At 55.3% G+C, this 17,449-nt stretch carries 16 protein-coding genes, 1 pseudogene and 1 other annotated feature; of the genes and pseudogenes, 6 read left to right on the forward strand and 11 right to left on the reverse strand.

The annotated features are described in order from the left end of the window. Nucleotides 1-27: 27 nt before the first annotated feature. Together ABTW00_RS19880 and yaaA are read left to right on the forward strand one after the other, a co-directional pair. Nucleotides 28-1,458 (forward strand): alanine/glycine:cation symporter family protein, encoded by a 1,431-nt coding sequence (locus tag ABTW00_RS19880; protein ID WP_065357028.1) that lies wholly within the window; start codon nucleotides 28-30, stop codon nucleotides 1,456-1,458. 66 nt (nucleotides 1,459-1,524) lie between these two features. Further along, nucleotides 1,525-2,298 (forward strand): peroxide stress protein YaaA, encoded by a 774-nt coding sequence (yaaA, locus tag ABTW00_RS19885; RefSeq protein WP_271447198.1) that lies wholly within the window; start codon nucleotides 1,525-1,527, stop codon nucleotides 2,296-2,298. A gap of 34 nt (nucleotides 2,299-2,332) precedes the next feature. Here the strand turns inward: yaaA and ABTW00_RS19890 are convergent, their stop codons facing one another. The 7 genes and pseudogenes from ABTW00_RS19890 to yjjY all read right to left on the reverse strand — a co-directional run bounded on the left by ABTW00_RS19890 (nucleotide 2,333) and on the right by yjjY (nucleotide 9,109). Beyond that, nucleotides 2,333-2,641, reverse strand: coding sequence for a DUF2502 domain-containing protein (locus ABTW00_RS19890; protein ID WP_433637084.1), 309 nt, complete (start codon nucleotides 2,639-2,641; stop codon nucleotides 2,333-2,335). A 195-nt stretch (nucleotides 2,642-2,836) separates the two neighbouring features. Beyond that, entirely contained in the window at nucleotides 2,837-4,123 is a 1,287-nt protein-coding gene (thrC, locus tag ABTW00_RS19895) for a threonine synthase (RefSeq protein WP_064547247.1), read from the reverse strand. 3 nt (nucleotides 4,124-4,126) lie between these two features. Further along, nucleotides 4,127-5,056 (reverse strand): homoserine kinase, encoded by a 930-nt coding sequence (thrB, locus tag ABTW00_RS19900; RefSeq protein WP_064547245.1) that lies wholly within the window; start codon nucleotides 5,054-5,056, stop codon nucleotides 4,127-4,129. 1 nt (nucleotide 5,057) lies between these two features. Beyond that, entirely contained in the window at nucleotides 5,058-7,520 is a 2,463-nt protein-coding gene (gene thrA, locus ABTW00_RS19905) for a bifunctional aspartate kinase/homoserine dehydrogenase I (protein ID WP_064547244.1), read from the reverse strand. A 25-nt stretch (nucleotides 7,521-7,545) separates the two neighbouring features. Beyond that, nucleotides 7,546-7,663: a sequence feature (Thr leader region), on the reverse strand. Then, nucleotides 7,602-7,691, reverse strand: coding sequence for a thr operon leader peptide (gene thrL, locus ABTW00_RS19910; RefSeq protein ID WP_074398816.1), 90 nt, complete (start codon nucleotides 7,689-7,691; stop codon nucleotides 7,602-7,604). It overlaps the preceding feature by 62 nt. Nucleotides 7,692-7,880: 189 nt before the next feature. Further along, nucleotides 7,881-8,567, reverse strand: a complete 687-nt coding sequence (locus tag ABTW00_RS19915; protein WP_433637089.1) for a tRNA/rRNA methyltransferase — start codon at nucleotides 8,565-8,567, stop codon at nucleotides 7,881-7,883. 400 nt (nucleotides 8,568-8,967) lie between these two features. Next, nucleotides 8,968-9,109 (reverse strand): annotated as a pseudogene (gene yjjY, locus ABTW00_RS19920) (protein YjjY). A gap of 96 nt (nucleotides 9,110-9,205) precedes the next feature. On the opposite strand from yjjY, the gene arcA reads away from it, so the two are divergent. Beyond that, a complete protein-coding gene (gene arcA / locus ABTW00_RS19925; RefSeq protein ID WP_015966004.1) occupies nucleotides 9,206-9,922 on the forward strand; it encodes a two-component system response regulator ArcA in 717 nt (238 codons plus the stop codon). A gap of 40 nt (nucleotides 9,923-9,962) precedes the next feature. Here arcA and creA read toward each other — a convergent pair whose 3' ends face one another. Further along, nucleotides 9,963-10,445 (reverse strand): protein CreA, encoded by a 483-nt coding sequence (gene creA / locus ABTW00_RS19930; protein ID WP_163449309.1) that lies wholly within the window; start codon nucleotides 10,443-10,445, stop codon nucleotides 9,963-9,965. Nucleotides 10,446-10,656: 211 nt separating this feature from the next. Between creA and robA the strand changes: the two genes are divergently transcribed. Next, a complete protein-coding gene (robA, locus tag ABTW00_RS19935; protein ID WP_065357031.1) occupies nucleotides 10,657-11,526 on the forward strand; it encodes an MDR efflux pump AcrAB transcriptional activator RobA in 870 nt (289 codons plus the stop codon). Here robA and gpmB read toward each other — a convergent pair. Next, nucleotides 11,523-12,170, reverse strand: a complete 648-nt coding sequence (gene gpmB / locus ABTW00_RS19940; protein ID WP_433637094.1) for a 2,3-diphosphoglycerate-dependent phosphoglycerate mutase GpmB — start codon at nucleotides 12,168-12,170, stop codon at nucleotides 11,523-11,525. The genes robA and gpmB overlap by 4 nt on opposite strands. Before the next feature lie 53 nt (nucleotides 12,171-12,223). Between gpmB and yjjX the strand changes: the two genes are divergently transcribed. Then, nucleotides 12,224-12,742, forward strand: coding sequence for an inosine/xanthosine triphosphatase (yjjX, locus tag ABTW00_RS19945; RefSeq protein ID WP_064547230.1), 519 nt, complete (start codon nucleotides 12,224-12,226; stop codon nucleotides 12,740-12,742). A 62-nt stretch (nucleotides 12,743-12,804) separates the two neighbouring features. Here yjjX and trpR read toward each other — a convergent pair whose 3' ends face one another. Together trpR and sltY are read right to left on the reverse strand one after the other, a co-directional pair. Beyond that, nucleotides 12,805-13,143 (reverse strand): trp operon repressor, encoded by a 339-nt coding sequence (trpR, locus tag ABTW00_RS19950; RefSeq protein ID WP_064547224.1) that lies wholly within the window; start codon nucleotides 13,141-13,143, stop codon nucleotides 12,805-12,807. 63 nt (nucleotides 13,144-13,206) lie between these two features. After that, entirely contained in the window at nucleotides 13,207-15,144 is a 1,938-nt protein-coding gene (sltY, locus tag ABTW00_RS19955) for a murein transglycosylase (protein ID WP_065357033.1), read from the reverse strand. A gap of 222 nt (nucleotides 15,145-15,366) precedes the next feature. Here sltY and ettA point away from each other — a divergent pair, with 222 nt between their 5' ends. Continuing rightward, on the forward strand, nucleotides 15,367-17,034 hold the full coding sequence (ettA, locus tag ABTW00_RS19960; protein ID WP_064547221.1) for an energy-dependent translational throttle protein EttA: 1,668 nt from the start codon (nucleotides 15,367-15,369) through the stop codon (nucleotides 17,032-17,034). Nucleotides 17,035-17,449 lie beyond the last annotated feature (415 nt).

A 17,449-nucleotide genomic window follows, 5' to 3' on the forward strand; every position in this document is an offset into this window, starting at 1 on the left:
GTTTTGGCATAGACAAGAGGACGTTTAATGCCTGATTTCCTGTCTTTTATCAGCGAAATACTGTGGGGCTCGGTAATGATTTACCTGCTCCTTGGCTGTGGTATCTGGTTTACATGGAGAACCGGCTACATCCAGTTTCGCTACATCCGTCAGTTTAGCAAAAGTCTGAAAACAAGCCTGAAGCCGGGCGAAGGCGGATTAACCTCATTCCAGGTGCTGTGCATCAGCCTGGCCGCGCGCGTCGGCAGCGGTAACCTGGCTGGCGTGGCGCTGGCGATTACCGTCGGCGGCCCCGGCGCGGTGTTCTGGATGTGGGTTGCGGCGATTATCGGCATGGCGAGCAGCTTTGCCGAATGCTCGCTGGCACAGCTCTACAAAGAACGTGACGCTAACGGGCAGTTCCGCGGCGGGCCAGCCTGGTATATGACGCGCGGATTGGGCATGCGCTGGATGGGCGTGCTCTTCTCCCTGTTCCTGCTGCTCGCCTACGGGCTCATCTTCAATACCGTGCAGGCCAACTCCATGGCACACGCATTGAACTATGCATTCGATGTTCCCCTCAACTTCACCGGCGTCGTGGTGGCCTTCTTCGCCCTGCTGGTCATGATGCGCGGCATGAAAGGCGTGGCGCGGCTTAGCCAGTGGCTGGTGCCGCTGATGGGACTGGTGTGGGTCGTCACCTGCCTGCTGATCTCGCTGTGGCATATCGGGGAAATGCCCGAGATCATCAACATGATTATTCGCAGCGCCTTTGGCCTGCAAGAAGCGGCGGCAGGTGCCGTCGGCTACAGCGTCAGCCAGGCGATTACCAGCGGCTTCCAGCGCAGCATGTTCTCCAACGAAGCGGGGATGGGGTCCACGCCTAACGCCGCTGCCGCCGCGGCCTCCTTCCCTCCTCACCCGGCGGCGCAGGGCATCGTACAAATGATTGGCGTGCTGATTGATACCATCGTTATCTGTAGCGCCAGCGCGATGGTTGTACTGTTGTCGGGCCACGGCACCAAAACCACGGGCTATGACGGTATTCAGCTTATCCAGCACGCAATGAGTGTGTTGGTTGGCAGTTGGGGCGCCAGTTTTGTGGCGATAGTGATGATCATGTTTGCTTTTACGTCGATCGTCGCTAACTACGTTTACGCCGAAAACAATCTGATCTTCCTACGCTGCAACAAACCCTGGGCCATCTGGCTGCTGCGTATTGGGACTCTGTTGATGGTGGTCATCGGCAGCCAGCTCAGCTTGCCTGTCGTCTGGCAGATGGCTGACGTGATTATGGCGCTGATGGCAATCACCAACTTGTCGGCCATTTTGCTGCTGTCACCGGTGGTCAGAATCATCGCCCGAGATTACCTACGCCAGCGTAAACTTGGCGTCACGCCGGTGTTCGATCCCGACTATTATCCGGAGATCGCCCACCAGCTCGCGCCGGAAAGTTGGGATCAACCGCCGCGCCAATAGCAGCAATCGATCACCTGCGGCCCTTTTTTTGTTAAAGTTGCGTGAAATTTTCTGCAAGGACTGGATATGCTGATTCTGATTTCTCCTGCTAAAACGCTCGACTACCAAAGCCCGCTGGCCACCACGCGCTATACCCAGCCGATGCTGCTGGAGCACTCTCAGCAGCTGATCGGCGTTGCGCGCAAGCTCTCAGCGCCGCAGATTAAAGCGCTGATGGGGATTAGCGACAAGCTGGCGGATTTAAACGCCACCCGCTTCCACGACTGGCACCCGGACTTCACGCCGGAGAACGCCCGCCAGGCGATTCTGGCGTTTAAAGGCGATGTTTACACCGGGCTCCAGGCGGAAACCTTCAGCGAAGCCGATTTTGACTTCGCCCAGAAGCACCTGCGCATGCTCTCCGGCCTGTATGGCGTGCTGCGTCCACTGGATCTGATGCAGCCTTATCGTCTGGAAATGGGGATTCGTCTTGAGAACCCGCGCGGGAAAGATCTCTATCAGTTCTGGGGAGAGGAAATCACCCATACGCTGAACGCCGCGCTGCACGAGCAGGGCGACGATATCGTGGTGAATCTGGCATCAGATGAGTACTTCCGCTCGGTGAAGCCGAAAGCGCTGAAAGGAACAATCATTAAGCCGGTATTCCTCGATGAGAAAAACGGCAAGTTTAAGGTGATTAGCTTCTACGCCAAAAAGGCGCGCGGGCTGATGAGCCGCTACATCATTGAGAATCGTCTGTCGAAACCAGAGCAGCTGACCGGGTTTGATAGCGAAGGGTATTTCTTTGATGAGGAAAGTTCGAGCGCCGAAGAGTTAGTCTTCAAGCGCCACGAACAGTAAGCAGGTCGCCCGGCAGGGCGACCTGCTTGCTTAATTAATGACGCCCCGGCGGTGGGCGATGATCGTCACCGTGGCCGTGGTTATCATGACCGTGGTCATCGTGGCCACGATTATCGTGATGTGGCGGTGGCGGCGTGTGGGCATGCCAACGGTTGTCGCGCCATTCATAGTGATCGTTCCACCAGCCGTGGTCGCGCCAGTGTCCGCCGTCCCAGTAGCGACCGTTATTGTCCTGGTCGCCAATTTGCAGCTTCACGGCCGGAACCAGCGTAATCTCTGCGGCCTGGGTGATAACCGGAGCCGCCAGCACCATTGCCAGTGCAAACATCGCAGGTTTTAACATGGGTAACTCCTTGGTTCTTCGTTCGCCAGTATGGCCGATGAAGAGAGCTTACCGCCGTGGAACCCGCGTTGTTATTCTCCGCAATCCTATAGTGTAACCACCCGCATTTATTGGGAAATTCTCCTTTTTCCCTGCCGAATTTCTGCATAATTTCTCCCTGATTCCCCCTCCATGCAGGAAGGGGAAACGGAGACATTACGCCTTGCTCATCATCAGATTACGCAGCGCAGCGTAGTCGGCCGGCAGGTTGTGCGACAGCAGCGACAGATCGGCGCGATCCGCCAGCGCTTTTGGCAGCGGCAGCGTTTCATCGAGGATCTCTTCCACACTTTCCTTAAATTTCGCCGGATGCGCGGTGCCGAGGAACAGGCCGTATTCACCCGGTTGCAGTTGGTCACGCAGCGCGCGGTAGGCAATCGCCGCATGGGGTTCAGAGGTGTAGCCCAACCCTTGCAGCTCACGCATGGTCGCTTTGGTGGTTTCATCGTCCACCGCCGCATAGCCCAGCTCGTTCAAACGCCAGATTTTACGGCGGAACAGCTCTTCCACACGCGGCCAGTTATTCGGCTGGCTGACGTCCATGGCGTTGGACAACGTCGCCTGAGTGGCTTTCGGCGCCCACTTGCCGTCCTGCAGGAAGCGCGGCACGGTGTCGTTGGCGTTGGTCGCGGCGATAAAGCGTTTCACCGGCAGGCCGAGCGACTTGGCCAGCAGGCCCGCGGTCAGATCGCCAAAGTTACCGCTTGGCACGGAAATCACCAGCTGGTTACGCGCTTCCTGCGGCAGCTGCGCCACCGCTTCGAAGTAGTAGCAGATCTGCGCCAGCAGGCGGCTGATGTTGATGGAGTTGGCGGAGTTCAGCCCCAGCGCGACTTTCAGCTCTTCGTCATCGAACGCCTGCTTCACCAGCGCCTGACAGGCGTCGAAGTCACCGTCGATCGCCACGGTTTCAATGTTGCCACCGAGGGTGCAGAACAGTTTTTCCTGCAGCGGGCTGATTTTGCCGCGCGGATACAGAATCACCACTTTGACGTTCGGCAGACCGTAGAAGGCGTGCGCCACGGCGGCGCCGGTATCGCCAGAGGTCGCCGTCAGGATAGTCACCGGCTTATCGCCTGCGATATGGGTCAGCATCTGCGCCATAAAGCGACCGCCGAAGTCTTTGAACGCCAGGGTCGGGCCGTGGAACAGTTCGAGACAGCCGATGTCGTCCTGCACCTTGTTAACCGGCGCCGGGAAGGTGAACGCCGTCGCGATACGCGCGGCAAGCTCGGCTTCCGGGATCTCGTCGCCGATAAACGCGGAGAGAATTTTCGCGCTGCGGGTGACGAAATCCTGTGTCAGCAGGTCATCAATGTCGGTCAGGCTGAATTCCGGTAAATCTAACGGAAAAAACAGCCCCTGTTGCTTGCCAAGCCCTTGAGTAACGGCCTGCGCGAAGCTGACCTGCTCATTGTGATCTTTTAAGTTATAGAGTTTCATCGATTATCCCACTACTCGTGCGCCCGCCGTGTCCAGCCGGCAAATATGAACGAAGCCTTCTTGATTCTGCAAATAATGCTGACCGAGCCAGTCCGCCACGCGCTGCGCGGTCTCGGTTTTGTCACACAGGGCAAACAGCGTCGGCCCGGAGCCGGAGATGCCACAAGCCACGGCGCCAATGCCGGCCACAGCCTGACGTGCTTCGCTGAACCCCGGTAACAGTTTGGTCCGGTACGGCTCGGCAATCACGTCCTTCATCAGTTTTGCCGCCAGCTGCGGCTGGCGGGAATAACAGGCGTGAATAAAGCCCGCCAGATGACGACCGTGAGCCACGCAGTCCTGCCGACGATACTGAGCCGGCAGAATCGCCCGCGCTTCCGCGGTAGAGACCTTAATGCCCGGATAGGCTAGCACCCATAGCCAGTCGTCAAAGCACGGCACCTGCTGGCTGATAATATCGTTCTCTTCAATCATCAGCTGCATCCCGCCGAGATAGCACGGCGCGACGTTGTCGTAATGTACGCTGCCGGAAATACGCCCTTCCAGCTCGCCCATCAAGGCCAGCATCCGGGTTTCATCCAGCGGCCTGCCGCAGTGTTCATTCATCGCCACCAGCGCAGCGACCACGGAACAGGCGCTGGAACCCAGCCCTGAACCAATCGGCATGTTTTTTTCCAGCGTCATCGCCACCGGGATCTCTTTACCAATCTCCTGGCAGAAGCGCTCCCAACATTGGTAAACGATGTTCTCGCGCGGTTCGCTCGGCAGTTTATCCGCAAAGCGCCCTAAATTTTGCAGGCTGAAACGGTCTGCCGCCTCAACCGATACGTTGTCGCCCAGCAGGCTGCCGTCAACCGGCGTGACGGCGGCACCCAGTACATCAAACCCGACGCTCATATTGGCACTGGAAGCCGGGGCATACACCTTAACCATTTTAAACTCCTAACTTCCATGACAATGTGCGCAGAAGATCGGCAAATACCCCTGCCGCCGTAACATCGTTGCCTGCGCCATAGCCGCGCAGCACCAGCGGCAGCGGCTGATAGTAGTGGCTGTAAAACGCCAGCGCGTTCTCGCCGTTTTTCACTTTGAACAGCGGGTCGTTGCCGTCAACGGCGGCAATTTTCACCCGGCAGACGCCGTCTTCTTCGATGTTGCCAACATAGCGCAGCACTTTGCCTTCATCACGCGCTTTCGCCACGCGGGCGGAAAATTCATCGTCAAGCTGCGGCAGACGCGCCATAAAGCTCTCAGTATCGCCGGTGGCGTCAAAACTTTCTGGCAGCACCGATTCGACCACAATATCACTCAACTCGAGGCTACGCCCGGTTTCACGCGCCAGAATCAGCAGCTTACGCGCCACGTCCATACCCGAGAGGTCATCACGCGGATCCGGTTCGGTATAGCCCATCTCACGCGCCACTTTGGTTGCCGCCGACAGGCTCATGCCTTCGTCCAGCTTGCCAAAGATAAACGACAGTGAGCCGGACAGAATGCCGGAGAAGCGCTGTAGCTCATCGCCCGCGTTGAGGAGGTTTTGCAGGTTTTCAATGACCGGTAGCCCCGCCCCGACGTTGGTGTCGTAGAGGAATTTACGGCGCGATTGGCCAGCCGCGTGACGCAACTGGTGGTAGTAGTCCATCGACGAAGTGTTGGCCTTTTTGTTCGGCGTCACCACGTGGAAACCTTCGCGCAGGAAGTCGGCGTACTGATCGGCTACCGCCTGGCTGGAGGTACAGTCAACGATCACCGGGTTCAGCAGATGATACTCTTTCACCAGACGAATCAGACGCCCCAGGTTAAACGGCTCTTTCGCTTCCGCAAGCTCCGCCTGCCAGTTTTCCAGGTTCAGCCCATGCACGCTGGTCAGCAGCGCGCGGGAGTTCGCCACGCCGCAGACGCGCAGGTCGATGTGCTTTTTCTTCAGCCACGCCTGCTGGCGTTTGATCTGCTCGAGCAGCGCCCCGCCGACGCCGCCGACGCCCACCAGGAAGACTTCGATCACCTGATCGGTGTTAAACAGCATCTGATGCGTGACGCGAACGCCCGTGGTGGCGTCGTCGTTGTTGACCACGACGGAGATTGAACGCTCAGAGGAACCCTGGGCAATCGCTACGATGTTGATGTTAGCGCGGGCCAGCGCGGCAAAGAACTTCGCCGAGATGCCGCGCAGCGTGCGCATACCATCGCCAACAACGGAGATGATCGCCAGACGCTCCATGATCGACAGCGGCTCCAGCAGTTCTTCTTTCAGCTCCAGATAGAACTCATCTTCCATCGCCTTCTTCGCCCGCGCACAGTCGCTCTGCGGCACGCAGAAGCTAATGCTGTACTCGGATGAGGATTGGGTAATCAGCACCACGGAGATGCCCGCGCGCGACATGGTGGCAAACACGCGAGCCGCCATGCCAACCATCCCTTTCATGCCCGGACCGGAGACGTTGAACATCGCCATATTATTCAGGTTGGAGATGCCCTTAACCGGCAGCGCATCATCATCGCTGCTGGCGCCGATTAGCGTACCTGGAGCCTGTGGATTACCGGTGTTTTTAATCAAGCAAGGGATTTGGAACTGGGCGATAGGGGCAATGGTACGCGGGTGAAGGACTTTAGCGCCAAAGTAGGAAAGCTCCATTGCTTCCTGGTACGACATGCTCTTCAGCAGCACTGCGTCCGGCACCTGGCGCGGGTCGCAGGTATAAACGCCGTCGACGTCGGTCCAGATCTCGCAACAGTCTGCGCGTAAACAGGCGGCCAGCACGGCGGCGGAGTAGTCGGAGCCGTTACGCCCCAGCACCACCAGTTCACCTTTCTCGTTACCGGCGGTAAAGCCAGCCATCAGCACCATGTGGTCCGCCGGGATCTGGCTGGCGGCAATACGGCGAGTAGATTCAGCAATATCGACTGTCGATTCAAGGTAGTGGCCAACGGCCAGCAATTTCTCAACCGGGTTAATCACCGTTACCTTGTGGCCACGGGCGCTCAGTAGCCCGGCCATGATGGCGATAGAAAGCTTCTCGCCGCGGCAGATCAGGCCAGCGTTGACGCTGTCCGGACACTGACCGAGCAGGCTGATGCCGTGGAGAATATGTTTGATCTGGGCAAATTCGAGCTCAACGGCCGCCTTCAGTTCCGCCAGCGGAAAACCCGGCTGGGCGGTAGCAAGCCCTTGAAGAAGTTCAGCAAAGATACGTTCGGCGTCGGCGATGTTGGTCAGCGCGTCCTGGCCGCCAATGGTTTTTTCAATCATCGCCACCAGATGGTTGGTGATTTTTGCCGGGGCAGAGAGCACGGTTGCTACCTGCCCCTGCCTGGCGTTGCTTTCCAGGATATCGGCAACACGCAGAAACCGTTCCGCATTTGCCACTGATGTACCGCCGAACTTCAAGACTCGCATGGTTTTTACCCCTTGATCTTCAGTCGAAAAAAAAGCCCGCACTGTTCAGGTGCGGGCTTTTTTCTGTGTTTCCTGTACGCGTCAGCCCGCACCGTTACCTGTGGTAATAGTGGTGGTGGTAATGGTCATAATGCTGCTGATGCGAATCATGGATGTTGTGTGCTCTGTCATTTAGCTGTCTGTGCCTTATACCCCTATTGGTTAAAGTATCTGGCCCACTAAGTCAATGAATTTCTAACTTCGTCACGTTTCGCAATCAATTCACATCCGCCCGTTCATTCGCCGACAAACCACCACAACGGGCATAAGTTTTGCAAAATACCAACCAATAACACCATACGAAAATACAATGACAGAATTTTACTCTGTCATATTTTTTTCAATATCATGCAGCAAACGATGCAACATTGCCGTATCGCGTTGCTCAAGTAAGCCAATACGTTGTTGCAGCCAATCGGCCAGTTTTACATCTCCGGCCACCTCGAGTCGCTCAAGCAATGTGCTGATACGCGCCCTTAACGCAATCAGCTGGTTTTCGTCACCTGTCGTTGCTGCGGGGTTCGCGTTTTGTAACAGCGACGAAAGCTGATAACAATACACCATCACCGCCTGTCCCAGATTCAGCGACGGATAATCCGCCACCATGGGTACACCGGTTAACACATCCGCTAACGCCAGTTCATCATTGGTTAACCCGGAATCCTCACGGCCAAACACCAGCGCGGCATGGCCCATCCACTGCGCTTTTTCTGTCAACATCGGCACCAGTTCCTGCGGCGTGGCGTAATAGTGGAATCGGGCACGGCTACGCGCGGTAGTCGCCACGGTGAAATCCACATCGTGCAGCGCATCTGCCAGCGTTGGGTAACAGGTAATACCGTCAAGGATGTCGGTAGAGCCATGAGCCACCCATCGCGCGGCGGGTTCCAGGTGCGCAACGCTATCAACGATGCGCATGTCATTAAATCCCATCGTTTTCATGGCGCGGGCGGCGGCACCGATATTTTCGGCTCTTGCTGGCGAAACCAGCACAATAGATAAGCGCATTTAAAGTTCTCTTAACTTACTGTTCTCAGGCAATAATGTGATGTACATCAACATATTGCGCATCGCGAATTTACAAAAATGCAACAAAAATCACTGAAATGATGTTTCATAACATATAAAAAACGCTAAACTATTCAGTGCGAAATCTTTCGTTTTATATGTTAACAGATAGCAGATATCTTACTGTTTATATGAACTATTTCGATTCGCACCTTGTGATAGTAATTGGATTCATCACATTTATCAGTTAACCTGTGCAACTACTTGAGTTGTGGAAAAAATGTGATAGGCGTTATCATTCCAAAGCGATGATTTCACCAAACTGTTAACGTGCTACAATTGAATTTGATATATGTCAACGAAGCGTAGGTTTATTGGCAGTCTGGTGTCTCTTTGCCTGTTATGTTGCTGTTAAAATGGTTAGGATGACAACCGTTTTTGACACTGTCGGGTCCAGAGGGAAGAGTACCCACGACCAAGCTAATGATGTTGTTGACGTTGATGGAAAGTGCATCAAGAACGCAATTACGTACTTTAGTCACGTTACGCCGATCATGTTAATTTTCGACATGCATCAGGCAGGTCAGGGACTATTGGTACTTCCTGTTTCGATTTAGTTGGCAATTTAGGTAGCAAACATGCAGACCCCGCACATTCTTATCGTTGAAGACGAGTTGGTAACACGCAACACGTTAAAAAGTATTTTCGAAGCAGAAGGCTACGATGTTTTCGAAGCGACCGATGGCGCGGAAATGCATCAGATCCTGTCTGAAAATGATATCAACCTGGTAATCATGGATATCAACCTGCCGGGGAAAAACGGCCTTCTGCTGGCGCGCGAACTGCGTGAGCAAGCAAACGTCGCCCTGATGTTCCTGACCGGCCGCGACAATGAAGTCGACAAGATCCTCGGTCTGGAAATTGGTGCAGATGATTACATCACCAAGCCGTTCAACCCGCGTGAACTGACTATCCGTGCACGTAACCTGCTGTCCCGTACCATGAACCTGGGTACCGTCAGCGAAGAACGCCGTAGCGTAGAAAGCTACAAGTTCAACGGCTGGGAGCTGGACATCAACAGCCGCTCTCTGGTGAGCCCGAACGGTGAACAGTACAAGCTGCCGCGCAGTGAATTCCGCGCCATGCTGCACTTCTGCGAAAACCCGGGCAAGATTCAGTCTCGCGCTGAACTGCTGAAGAAAATGACGGGCCGTGAGCTGAAGCCGCACGACCGTACGGTTGACGTGACCATTCGTCGCATCCGTAAACATTTCGAGTCTACGCCGGATACGCCGGAAATCATCGCCACCATTCACGGCGAAGGTTACCGCTTCTGCGGCGAGCTGCAGGAATAAGAAAACAAAACGGCGCGTTAAGCGCCGTTTTTTTTGCTCCCTACTTTGCCGCCGTACCCCACGGCATAATCGGCACCGCGCTAATCGCGTTTTTTGGCGAACCGTCTACCACCTTGTCGGAATAGGCCAGATAGGCGAGCACGTTGCGTTTTTCGTCATAGAAACGCACAACCTGTAGCGATTTAAACACCAGCGACGTGCGCTTTTTAAAGACCACATCGCCGTCCGCTTTACCGCTCTTAATTTTGTCGCTGAGCTCAACCGGGCCAATCTGCTGACAGGAAATGGCGGCATCCGAGGTATCCTCAGCCAGCCCCAGCCCGCCTTTAATGCCGCCCGTCTTCGCCCGGCTGACATAGCAGGTCACGTTTTTGACATCGGGGTCGTCAAAGGCCTCCACCACGATTTTATGATCCGGCCCAAACATTTTGAATACCGTATCCACAGAACCAATCTGCTCCGCGTGAACCGCCAGGCTGGAGACGCCGAGTAACAGACCTGCCATTAATTTCTTGTATTTCATATTGTTACCATTTCCGTCGATTGAGTTGTGTGATTATTCAACATCTAATTAGAAAGTGTTTAAAGATCACAGCTTTACAAAAAATAGCGCCGAATCTTATGTAAAAACGCATTTATGCATAAAAAAAACACTGAATGCTAAAACAGCAAAAGATGCTATTATCCGCTACTTTGGTAACAGGCACATAAGATTTTAAGGATGAGGGCACTTTATGGATCAGGCTGGAATTATTCGCGATCTCCTCGTTTGGCTAGAAGGGCACCTGGATCAGCCTTTATCGCTGGATAATGTGGCGGCAAAAGCGGGTTATTCTAAATGGCACCTGCAACGCATGTTCAAAGATGTCACCGGCCATGCCATCGGCGCTTACATTCGCGCCCGCCGTCTGTCTAAATCTGCCGTCGCACTGCGTCTGACTGCGCGTCCTATCCTGGATATCGCGCTGCAGTATCGTTTTGACTCCCAACAGACTTTCACCCGCGCGTTTAAAAAGCAGTTTACGCTGACGCCGGCGCTGTATCGTCGCTCGCCGGACTGGAGCTCCTTCGGGATGCGTCCACCGCTGCGCTTGGGTGAGTTCACGATGCCAAAATACGAATTCATCACCCTACCGACTACCCACCTGGTGGGCGTGACCCAGAGCTATACCTGCAAGCTGGAAGAGATTTCCGACTTCCGTCAGCAAATGCGTGTCCAGTTCTGGACTGATTTCCTTGGCAACTCACCCTCTATTCCGTCAATGCTGTACGGGCTGCATGAACCACGCCCGAGCCTCGAAAAAGATGATGAGCAGGAAGTGTTCTACACCACGGCGCTCACACCGGAGCTGGCTAACGGTCACATCAACGATGCCCATCCGGTCACGCTGGAAGGCGGCGAGTACGTGATGTTCACCTATGAAGGGCTGGGAACAGGCCTGCAGGAGTTTATCCTGACGCTGTACGGCACCTGCATGCCAATGCTCAACCTGACCCGCCGTAAGGGCCAGGATATCGAACGCTTCTTCCCACAGGACGAAGCACGGCATCAGGAACCGCCAATTATGCTGCGCTGCGAGTACCTGATCCCGATTCGTCGCTAACGTTGTAGCTCATCCAGAGCAGGGGTATCAAGATGTGAGATATCCCCTGCCGTTTCCACCCCCCATCCCGGCGCCAGCCACAGGCTTTCCTGGTAGTCTACCCGCGAGATAGAACAGTTACGCAGACGCAGACGACGCTCCGCGTGCGCGGGCAACCCCAGAATCGTGCTCACCAGACAGCCCAGCGCAATGCCGTGGCTCACCAGCAACGGACGGCTGCCCGATGGGAGATCCAAACACGCAGCCAGTGCCGCGTGCATACGCTCGCTCAGCTCCTGCATCGACTCGCCCTGCGGAATACGACCATCCGGCGTGCCGTTAACCACCAGCCGACGCCATTCCTCTTCTTCTGGCGTCAGCGAATCAAGATGACGTTGCTCCAGCACGCCCATATCCAGCTCACGCAGGCGCGCGTCCAGGGTCACGCCGCAGCCGCAGGCATCGGCAATGATCTCGGCGGTACGGCGCGTACGGCCCAGATCGCTGGCGATAACATGGGTAATGCCGTAGGTGCGCACACGCTCACCCACCTGCACCGCCTGCTGCTCTCCTTTAGCCGTCAGGGGGCTATCGGACTGGCCTTGAATACGCCGCTCGGCGTTCCAACGGGTTTCGCCATGGCGAACAAGATATACCTGTAACATGTTTTTTATCCGTTATACTGCGATGACATTTTATTATCTGAGTTGTGTAGATTATGCATCAAGTTGTCTCCGCTACCACCAATCCTGCTAAAATTCAGGCAATTCTTGCGGCTTTTGAGCTGATTTTTGGCGAAGGATCCTGTCAAATCGACGCCATCTCCGTCGATACGGGCGTCCCAGAGCAGCCCTTCGGCAGTGAAGAAACCCGCACCGGCGCGCGTAATCGCGTCACCAATGCCAAAGCCGCGCGCCCGGATGCAGATTTTTGGGTGGCGATTGAAGCCGGAATTGATGAAGGTGCGACCTTCAGCTGGGTGGTGATTGAAAGCCGCAGCCAGCGTGGCGAGGCGAGGTCCGCAACGCTCCCGCTGCCAGAGATTATTCTCGAGCAGGTGCGGGCGGGCGAAGCGCTCGGCCCGGTGATGTCGAAGTACACAGGCATCGATAAAATTGGTAATAAAGAAGGGGCGATTGGCGTCTTCACCGCCGGCGTGCTGACCCGCAGCAGCGTATACCACCAGGCGGTCGTGCTGGCGTTAAGCCCGTTCCATAACGCACTCTACCGCCAGTAGGCCTGAGAAGGCTTAGCCGCCATCAGGCACAACGGTGCGTATTGCCGGATAGCGGCTACGCCTTATCCGGCCTGGCGCTGCGTTTTAGGCAGGGTTTGTTCCAGCCACTGGCGCAGCTCTACCGGCGCCGATTTGAGACTGTTCGATCCACGGGTGATCGTGGCGATCCCCGCCCCCAGCTCATTTTTAAGCTCGCGCTGGCTCATTTCACCGCGCAGCAGTTCTTCAATAATCCGCACGCGGGTGCCCAGCGCTTCGCGCTCGTCCGGGGTCATCATTAAATTAAGCAGCGGCAGAGCAAGGTCGTCGGTATATGCCAGACGCAGAAGCTCAACAAAGCGAAGCCACTCCTGGTTGCGCTGCTCAGCCACCGTCGCTGAATAAGGGGATTGTTGGGTCATGTCAGGCCACCATGTTATGCATGTACTCTTAAACGAGTACAAGCATAACACAGGTCTAACCTATCAGTAACGTCGTTGCCATTCATTACTGCTGAGCACGTCTTCTTTCTGGCCCATAAAGTGCCGATAGTAGGCGTCGTAGGCCAGCACGTTTTTGACATAACCGCGCGTTTCCGAGAACGGAATACTCTCGATAAACGCCACCGCATCAATACGCCCGGCGCTGTTGCCAAGCCAGGTGCGTACGCGCCCCGGCCCGGCGTTATACGCCGCCGAAGCGAAAATGCGGTTATTTTCAAACTGCTGATAGACATACTGCAAATAGCTGGTGCCAATATTGATGTTGGTTTCAGGATCCAGCAGCTGCGCCGGATTGCTGTAACCCGGCAGATTAAACATCTTCACCGTATGGGTCGCGGTACCCGGCATAATCTGCATCAGGCCGCTCGCGCCGACCGGTGATTTTACCTTCGGGTTCCACGCGCTTTCCTGACGCGCGATCGCCATGGCATAGCTCTGCGGGATGTCTTTACCGGAGGTATAACGCACAAACAGGTCGTTATATGCCAGCGGGAAGCGTTCTTGCAGGTTATCCCACAGTTTACCCGCAATCGTGGCCTGCACGCTCAGATCCCACCAGTGTTGATCGAAAGCGTAACGCGCTAACTGTGCCTGCTCCGTCTGGCTACGGCTACTCACCAGGTTGGCCCACTCGCTGCGCGCCGTATTGTCCTGATTCCAGTACATTAACTCGCGTACGCGCGCCATTTCCGCCCCGCTGGTCAGCGCGGAGGAGATTGCCCCCGGCGCTTTCTCTACCCGCAGCGCATAAGGTTCGCCCAGACGCTGCGCGGCAACCATCGGATAGAAACCGCGCTGCTGCATCAGCGACAACAAGATGCTGCGCGCTTCGTCATCACGGCCCCGCTCCATCAGCAGATCGGCCTGCCAGTAACGCCATTCATCTTTCTCTTTCGCTTCCATCGGCAGCCGCGCCAACCACGTATTCAAACCAGAACGGTCTCCGGTGCCGAGCGCCATACGCACCCGGCGCTCAACCAACGAGGTTGACTGCGAACGCATAATGGCATCATCACGCCAGCGCGCCTGTTCGTCGGTCACATCCGATCCCATCAGACGCCAGGCAACGGTATCGCGCAGCTCCTGAGCTTGTTCGTCATTGAGCTGCTGCGCCTGAACCAGCGTCGGAATCATCAAGCGCGCGTTTTCCACGTCCTGACGCGCGACGCTGTTAAACGCCACTGCGGCCAGTTGACGGGTGAAATCAGTCGCCCCTGTGTTCCGCGCAAAGGTCAGCACGGTATTGGGGTTGTTAGCCAAATCGGTAATCGCCGTAGCGATAGTTTGATACTCAGCAGGCATTTGCGAGGCCAGCGCTTTCACCAGCCCGGTGTTACCCGCCTTCATGGCCAGACGAATGCGTTCAAGGTACGCCAGCGGATCCTGCGTGCCCGATGCTCGCCAGGCGCTGAACAGCGGATCGCAGGCGTTAGGCCGACTCTGTCCGGTCAGCCACAGCGTTTTTGCGCCCTCCCAGGCCCCCTGGGTATCACCCACATTGTATTTGGCATAGTAATAGTTGCACTGCGCTTCGGCGGTGCCTGGCTTATCAGGGCTAAAGGCCAGCAGGCCGCGCCAGTCTTGTCGGCGCGCGAGTTCGTTGACGAAGCGGTTTTTTAGGGTTCGTGCTGGCGGCAGCGTCGGGTTAGCCTGCACGAAGCGAGTTACCGTTAGCGTCGGGGTATTCATGAGATCGCCTGTAATCTGGCGGTACTCCAGGTAAGGATACAAAGGGTAATCCCGCAGAGTCGGCATCAGTTGCTCGACCACGTCCATCTGGCGGTTATCCCAGGCCTGTTTGATTTGCGCATAGCGGCTACGTTGTTGATCCAGCGAATCGGCGCGGGCTACGCTACTGATTGTCAACAGGCAGACACTGGCTGCCAGCAGACGCCACGTAAATTGTTGGGCTTTTTGCACAAGCTCTTCCTCATTGTCACGTTACGTCGGTGCAGCATCATGCCGCGTAATCATTTGATGCTAACGACTGATCGACCAATGCGCCACGCCATGAACACTTTTTTACGTTTTATCTGCGATACCGCACAGCTGAATTTGCCTGCTGGGATTGGGCGGGGAAAACAGCTACACTTCGCCTTTGAAAAACTCTATTCATCACGATAAAAAAGAGGCGAAGTCCACGTGGCTCAATTCGTTTATACCATGCATCGTGTCGGCAAAGTGGTTCCGCCGAAACGTCATATTCTGAAAAACATCTCGCTGAGCTTCTTCCCTGGCGCAAAAATCGGTGTTCTGGGTCTGAACGGCGCTGGTAAATCTACCCTGCTAAGAATCATGGCTGGTATCGATACCGATATCGAGGGCGAAGCGCGTCCGCAGCCAGGTATCAAGATTGGCTACCTGCCGCAGGAACCGCAGCTGAACCCTGAGCATACCGTCCGTGAATCCGTTGAAGAAGCGGTGGCCGAAGTGGTTAACGCGCTGAAAGGCCTGGATGAAGTGTATGCCAAGTACGCTGAACCGGACGCCGACTTCGATAAGCTGGCCGCGCAACAGGGCAAGTTTGAAGAGATTATTCAGGCGCACGACGGTCACAACCTTAACGTGCAGCTCGAACGTGCCGCTGATGCGCTGCGTCTGCCGGACTGGGATGCGAAAATCGCGAACCTCTCCGGTGGTGAACGCCGCCGCGTGGCGCTGTGCCGCCTGCTGCTGGAAAAACCAGACATGCTGCTGCTCGACGAACCGACGAACCACCTGGATGCGGAATCCGTGGCGTGGCTGGAACGCTTCCTGCACGACTTCGAAGGCACCGTTGTGGCAATTACCCACGACCGTTACTTCCTCGACAACGTCGCCGGCTGGATCCTGGAGCTGGACCGCGGTGAAGGTATTCCATGGGAAGGCAACTACTCTTCCTGGCTGGAACAGAAAGATCAGCGTCTGGCGCAAGAAGCCTCTCAGGAAGCCGCTCGTCGTAAATCGATTGAGAAAGAGCTGGAGTGGGTGCGTCAGGGCGCGAAAGGCCGTCAGTCCAAGGGTAAAGCCCGTCTGGCGCGCTTTGAGGAGCTGAACAACACCGAATACCAGAAACGTAACGAAACCAACGAACTGTTTATTCCACCTGGCGCACGTCTGGGGGATAAAGTGGTTGAAGTGACCAACCTGCGTAAGTCCTACGGCGACCGCCTGCTGATCGACGACCTGACCTTCTCCGTACCGAAGGGCGCTATCGTCGGGATCATCGGGCCGAACGGCGCGGGTAAATCGACGCTGTTCCGCATGATGTCCGGTCAGGAACAGCCAGACAGCGGTTCTATCACCCTGGGTGAAACGGTGAAACTGGCATCTGTGGACCAGTTCCGTGACGCAATGGATAACAGCAAGACCGTGTGGGAAGAAGTGTCCGGCGGTCTGGATATCATGCGTATCGGCAACACCGAGATGCCAAGCCGCGCCTACGTTGGCCGCTTTAACTTCAAAGGCACCGACCAGGGCAAACGCGTAGGCGAGCTGTCCGGTGGTGAACGTGGTCGTCTGCACCTGGCGAAGCTGCTGCAGGTTGGCGGTAACGTCCTGCTGCTCGATGAACCAACCAACGACCTGGATATCGAAACCCTGCGCGCGCTGGAAAACGCCCTGCTGGAGTTCCCGGGCTGTGCGATGGTTATCTCGCACGACCGCTGGTTCCTGGACCGTATCGCGACCCACATTCTGGACTACCAGGATGAAGGTAAAGTGGAGTTCTTCGAAGGTAACTTCACCGAATACGAAGAGTACAAGAAACGCACGCTGGGCGCTGACGCGCTGGAGCCGAAGCGTATCAAGTACAAACGTATCGCGAAATAATACCGTTAAGGCGAATGATAAAAATCATTCGCCTTTTTATTAAAAACAAATCATCATTTATTAAACAAATAAATCCCGCCCCTATATATATAAACCTTTCATAACCTCACCAAATATTATCAATAATATTCACCGCAATTCGTTCCCATCAACATTGAGATATATTAACCACTGTGTTAAAAATACATTCCCGATAGCGGTGAGCCTTATAACCCAGTCAAATTCGCACCAATTATAAACATATATATTCCATACAAATAATTAATGACAATCACAAGGATTTGATATGTCTTATTACAGCTGCTTTATCTCACCTGATTGATATTGAATTGATAATGGTTAAATAAAATATATTTCATATATAAATTCATTGGACGTACACCGCCAGACTATGAAGAGACTTTTACCACGCACC

The organism is Kluyvera georgiana (assembly GCF_050990895.1).
GTDB classification, from domain to species: domain Bacteria; phylum Pseudomonadota; class Gammaproteobacteria; order Enterobacterales; family Enterobacteriaceae; genus Kluyvera; species Kluyvera georgiana.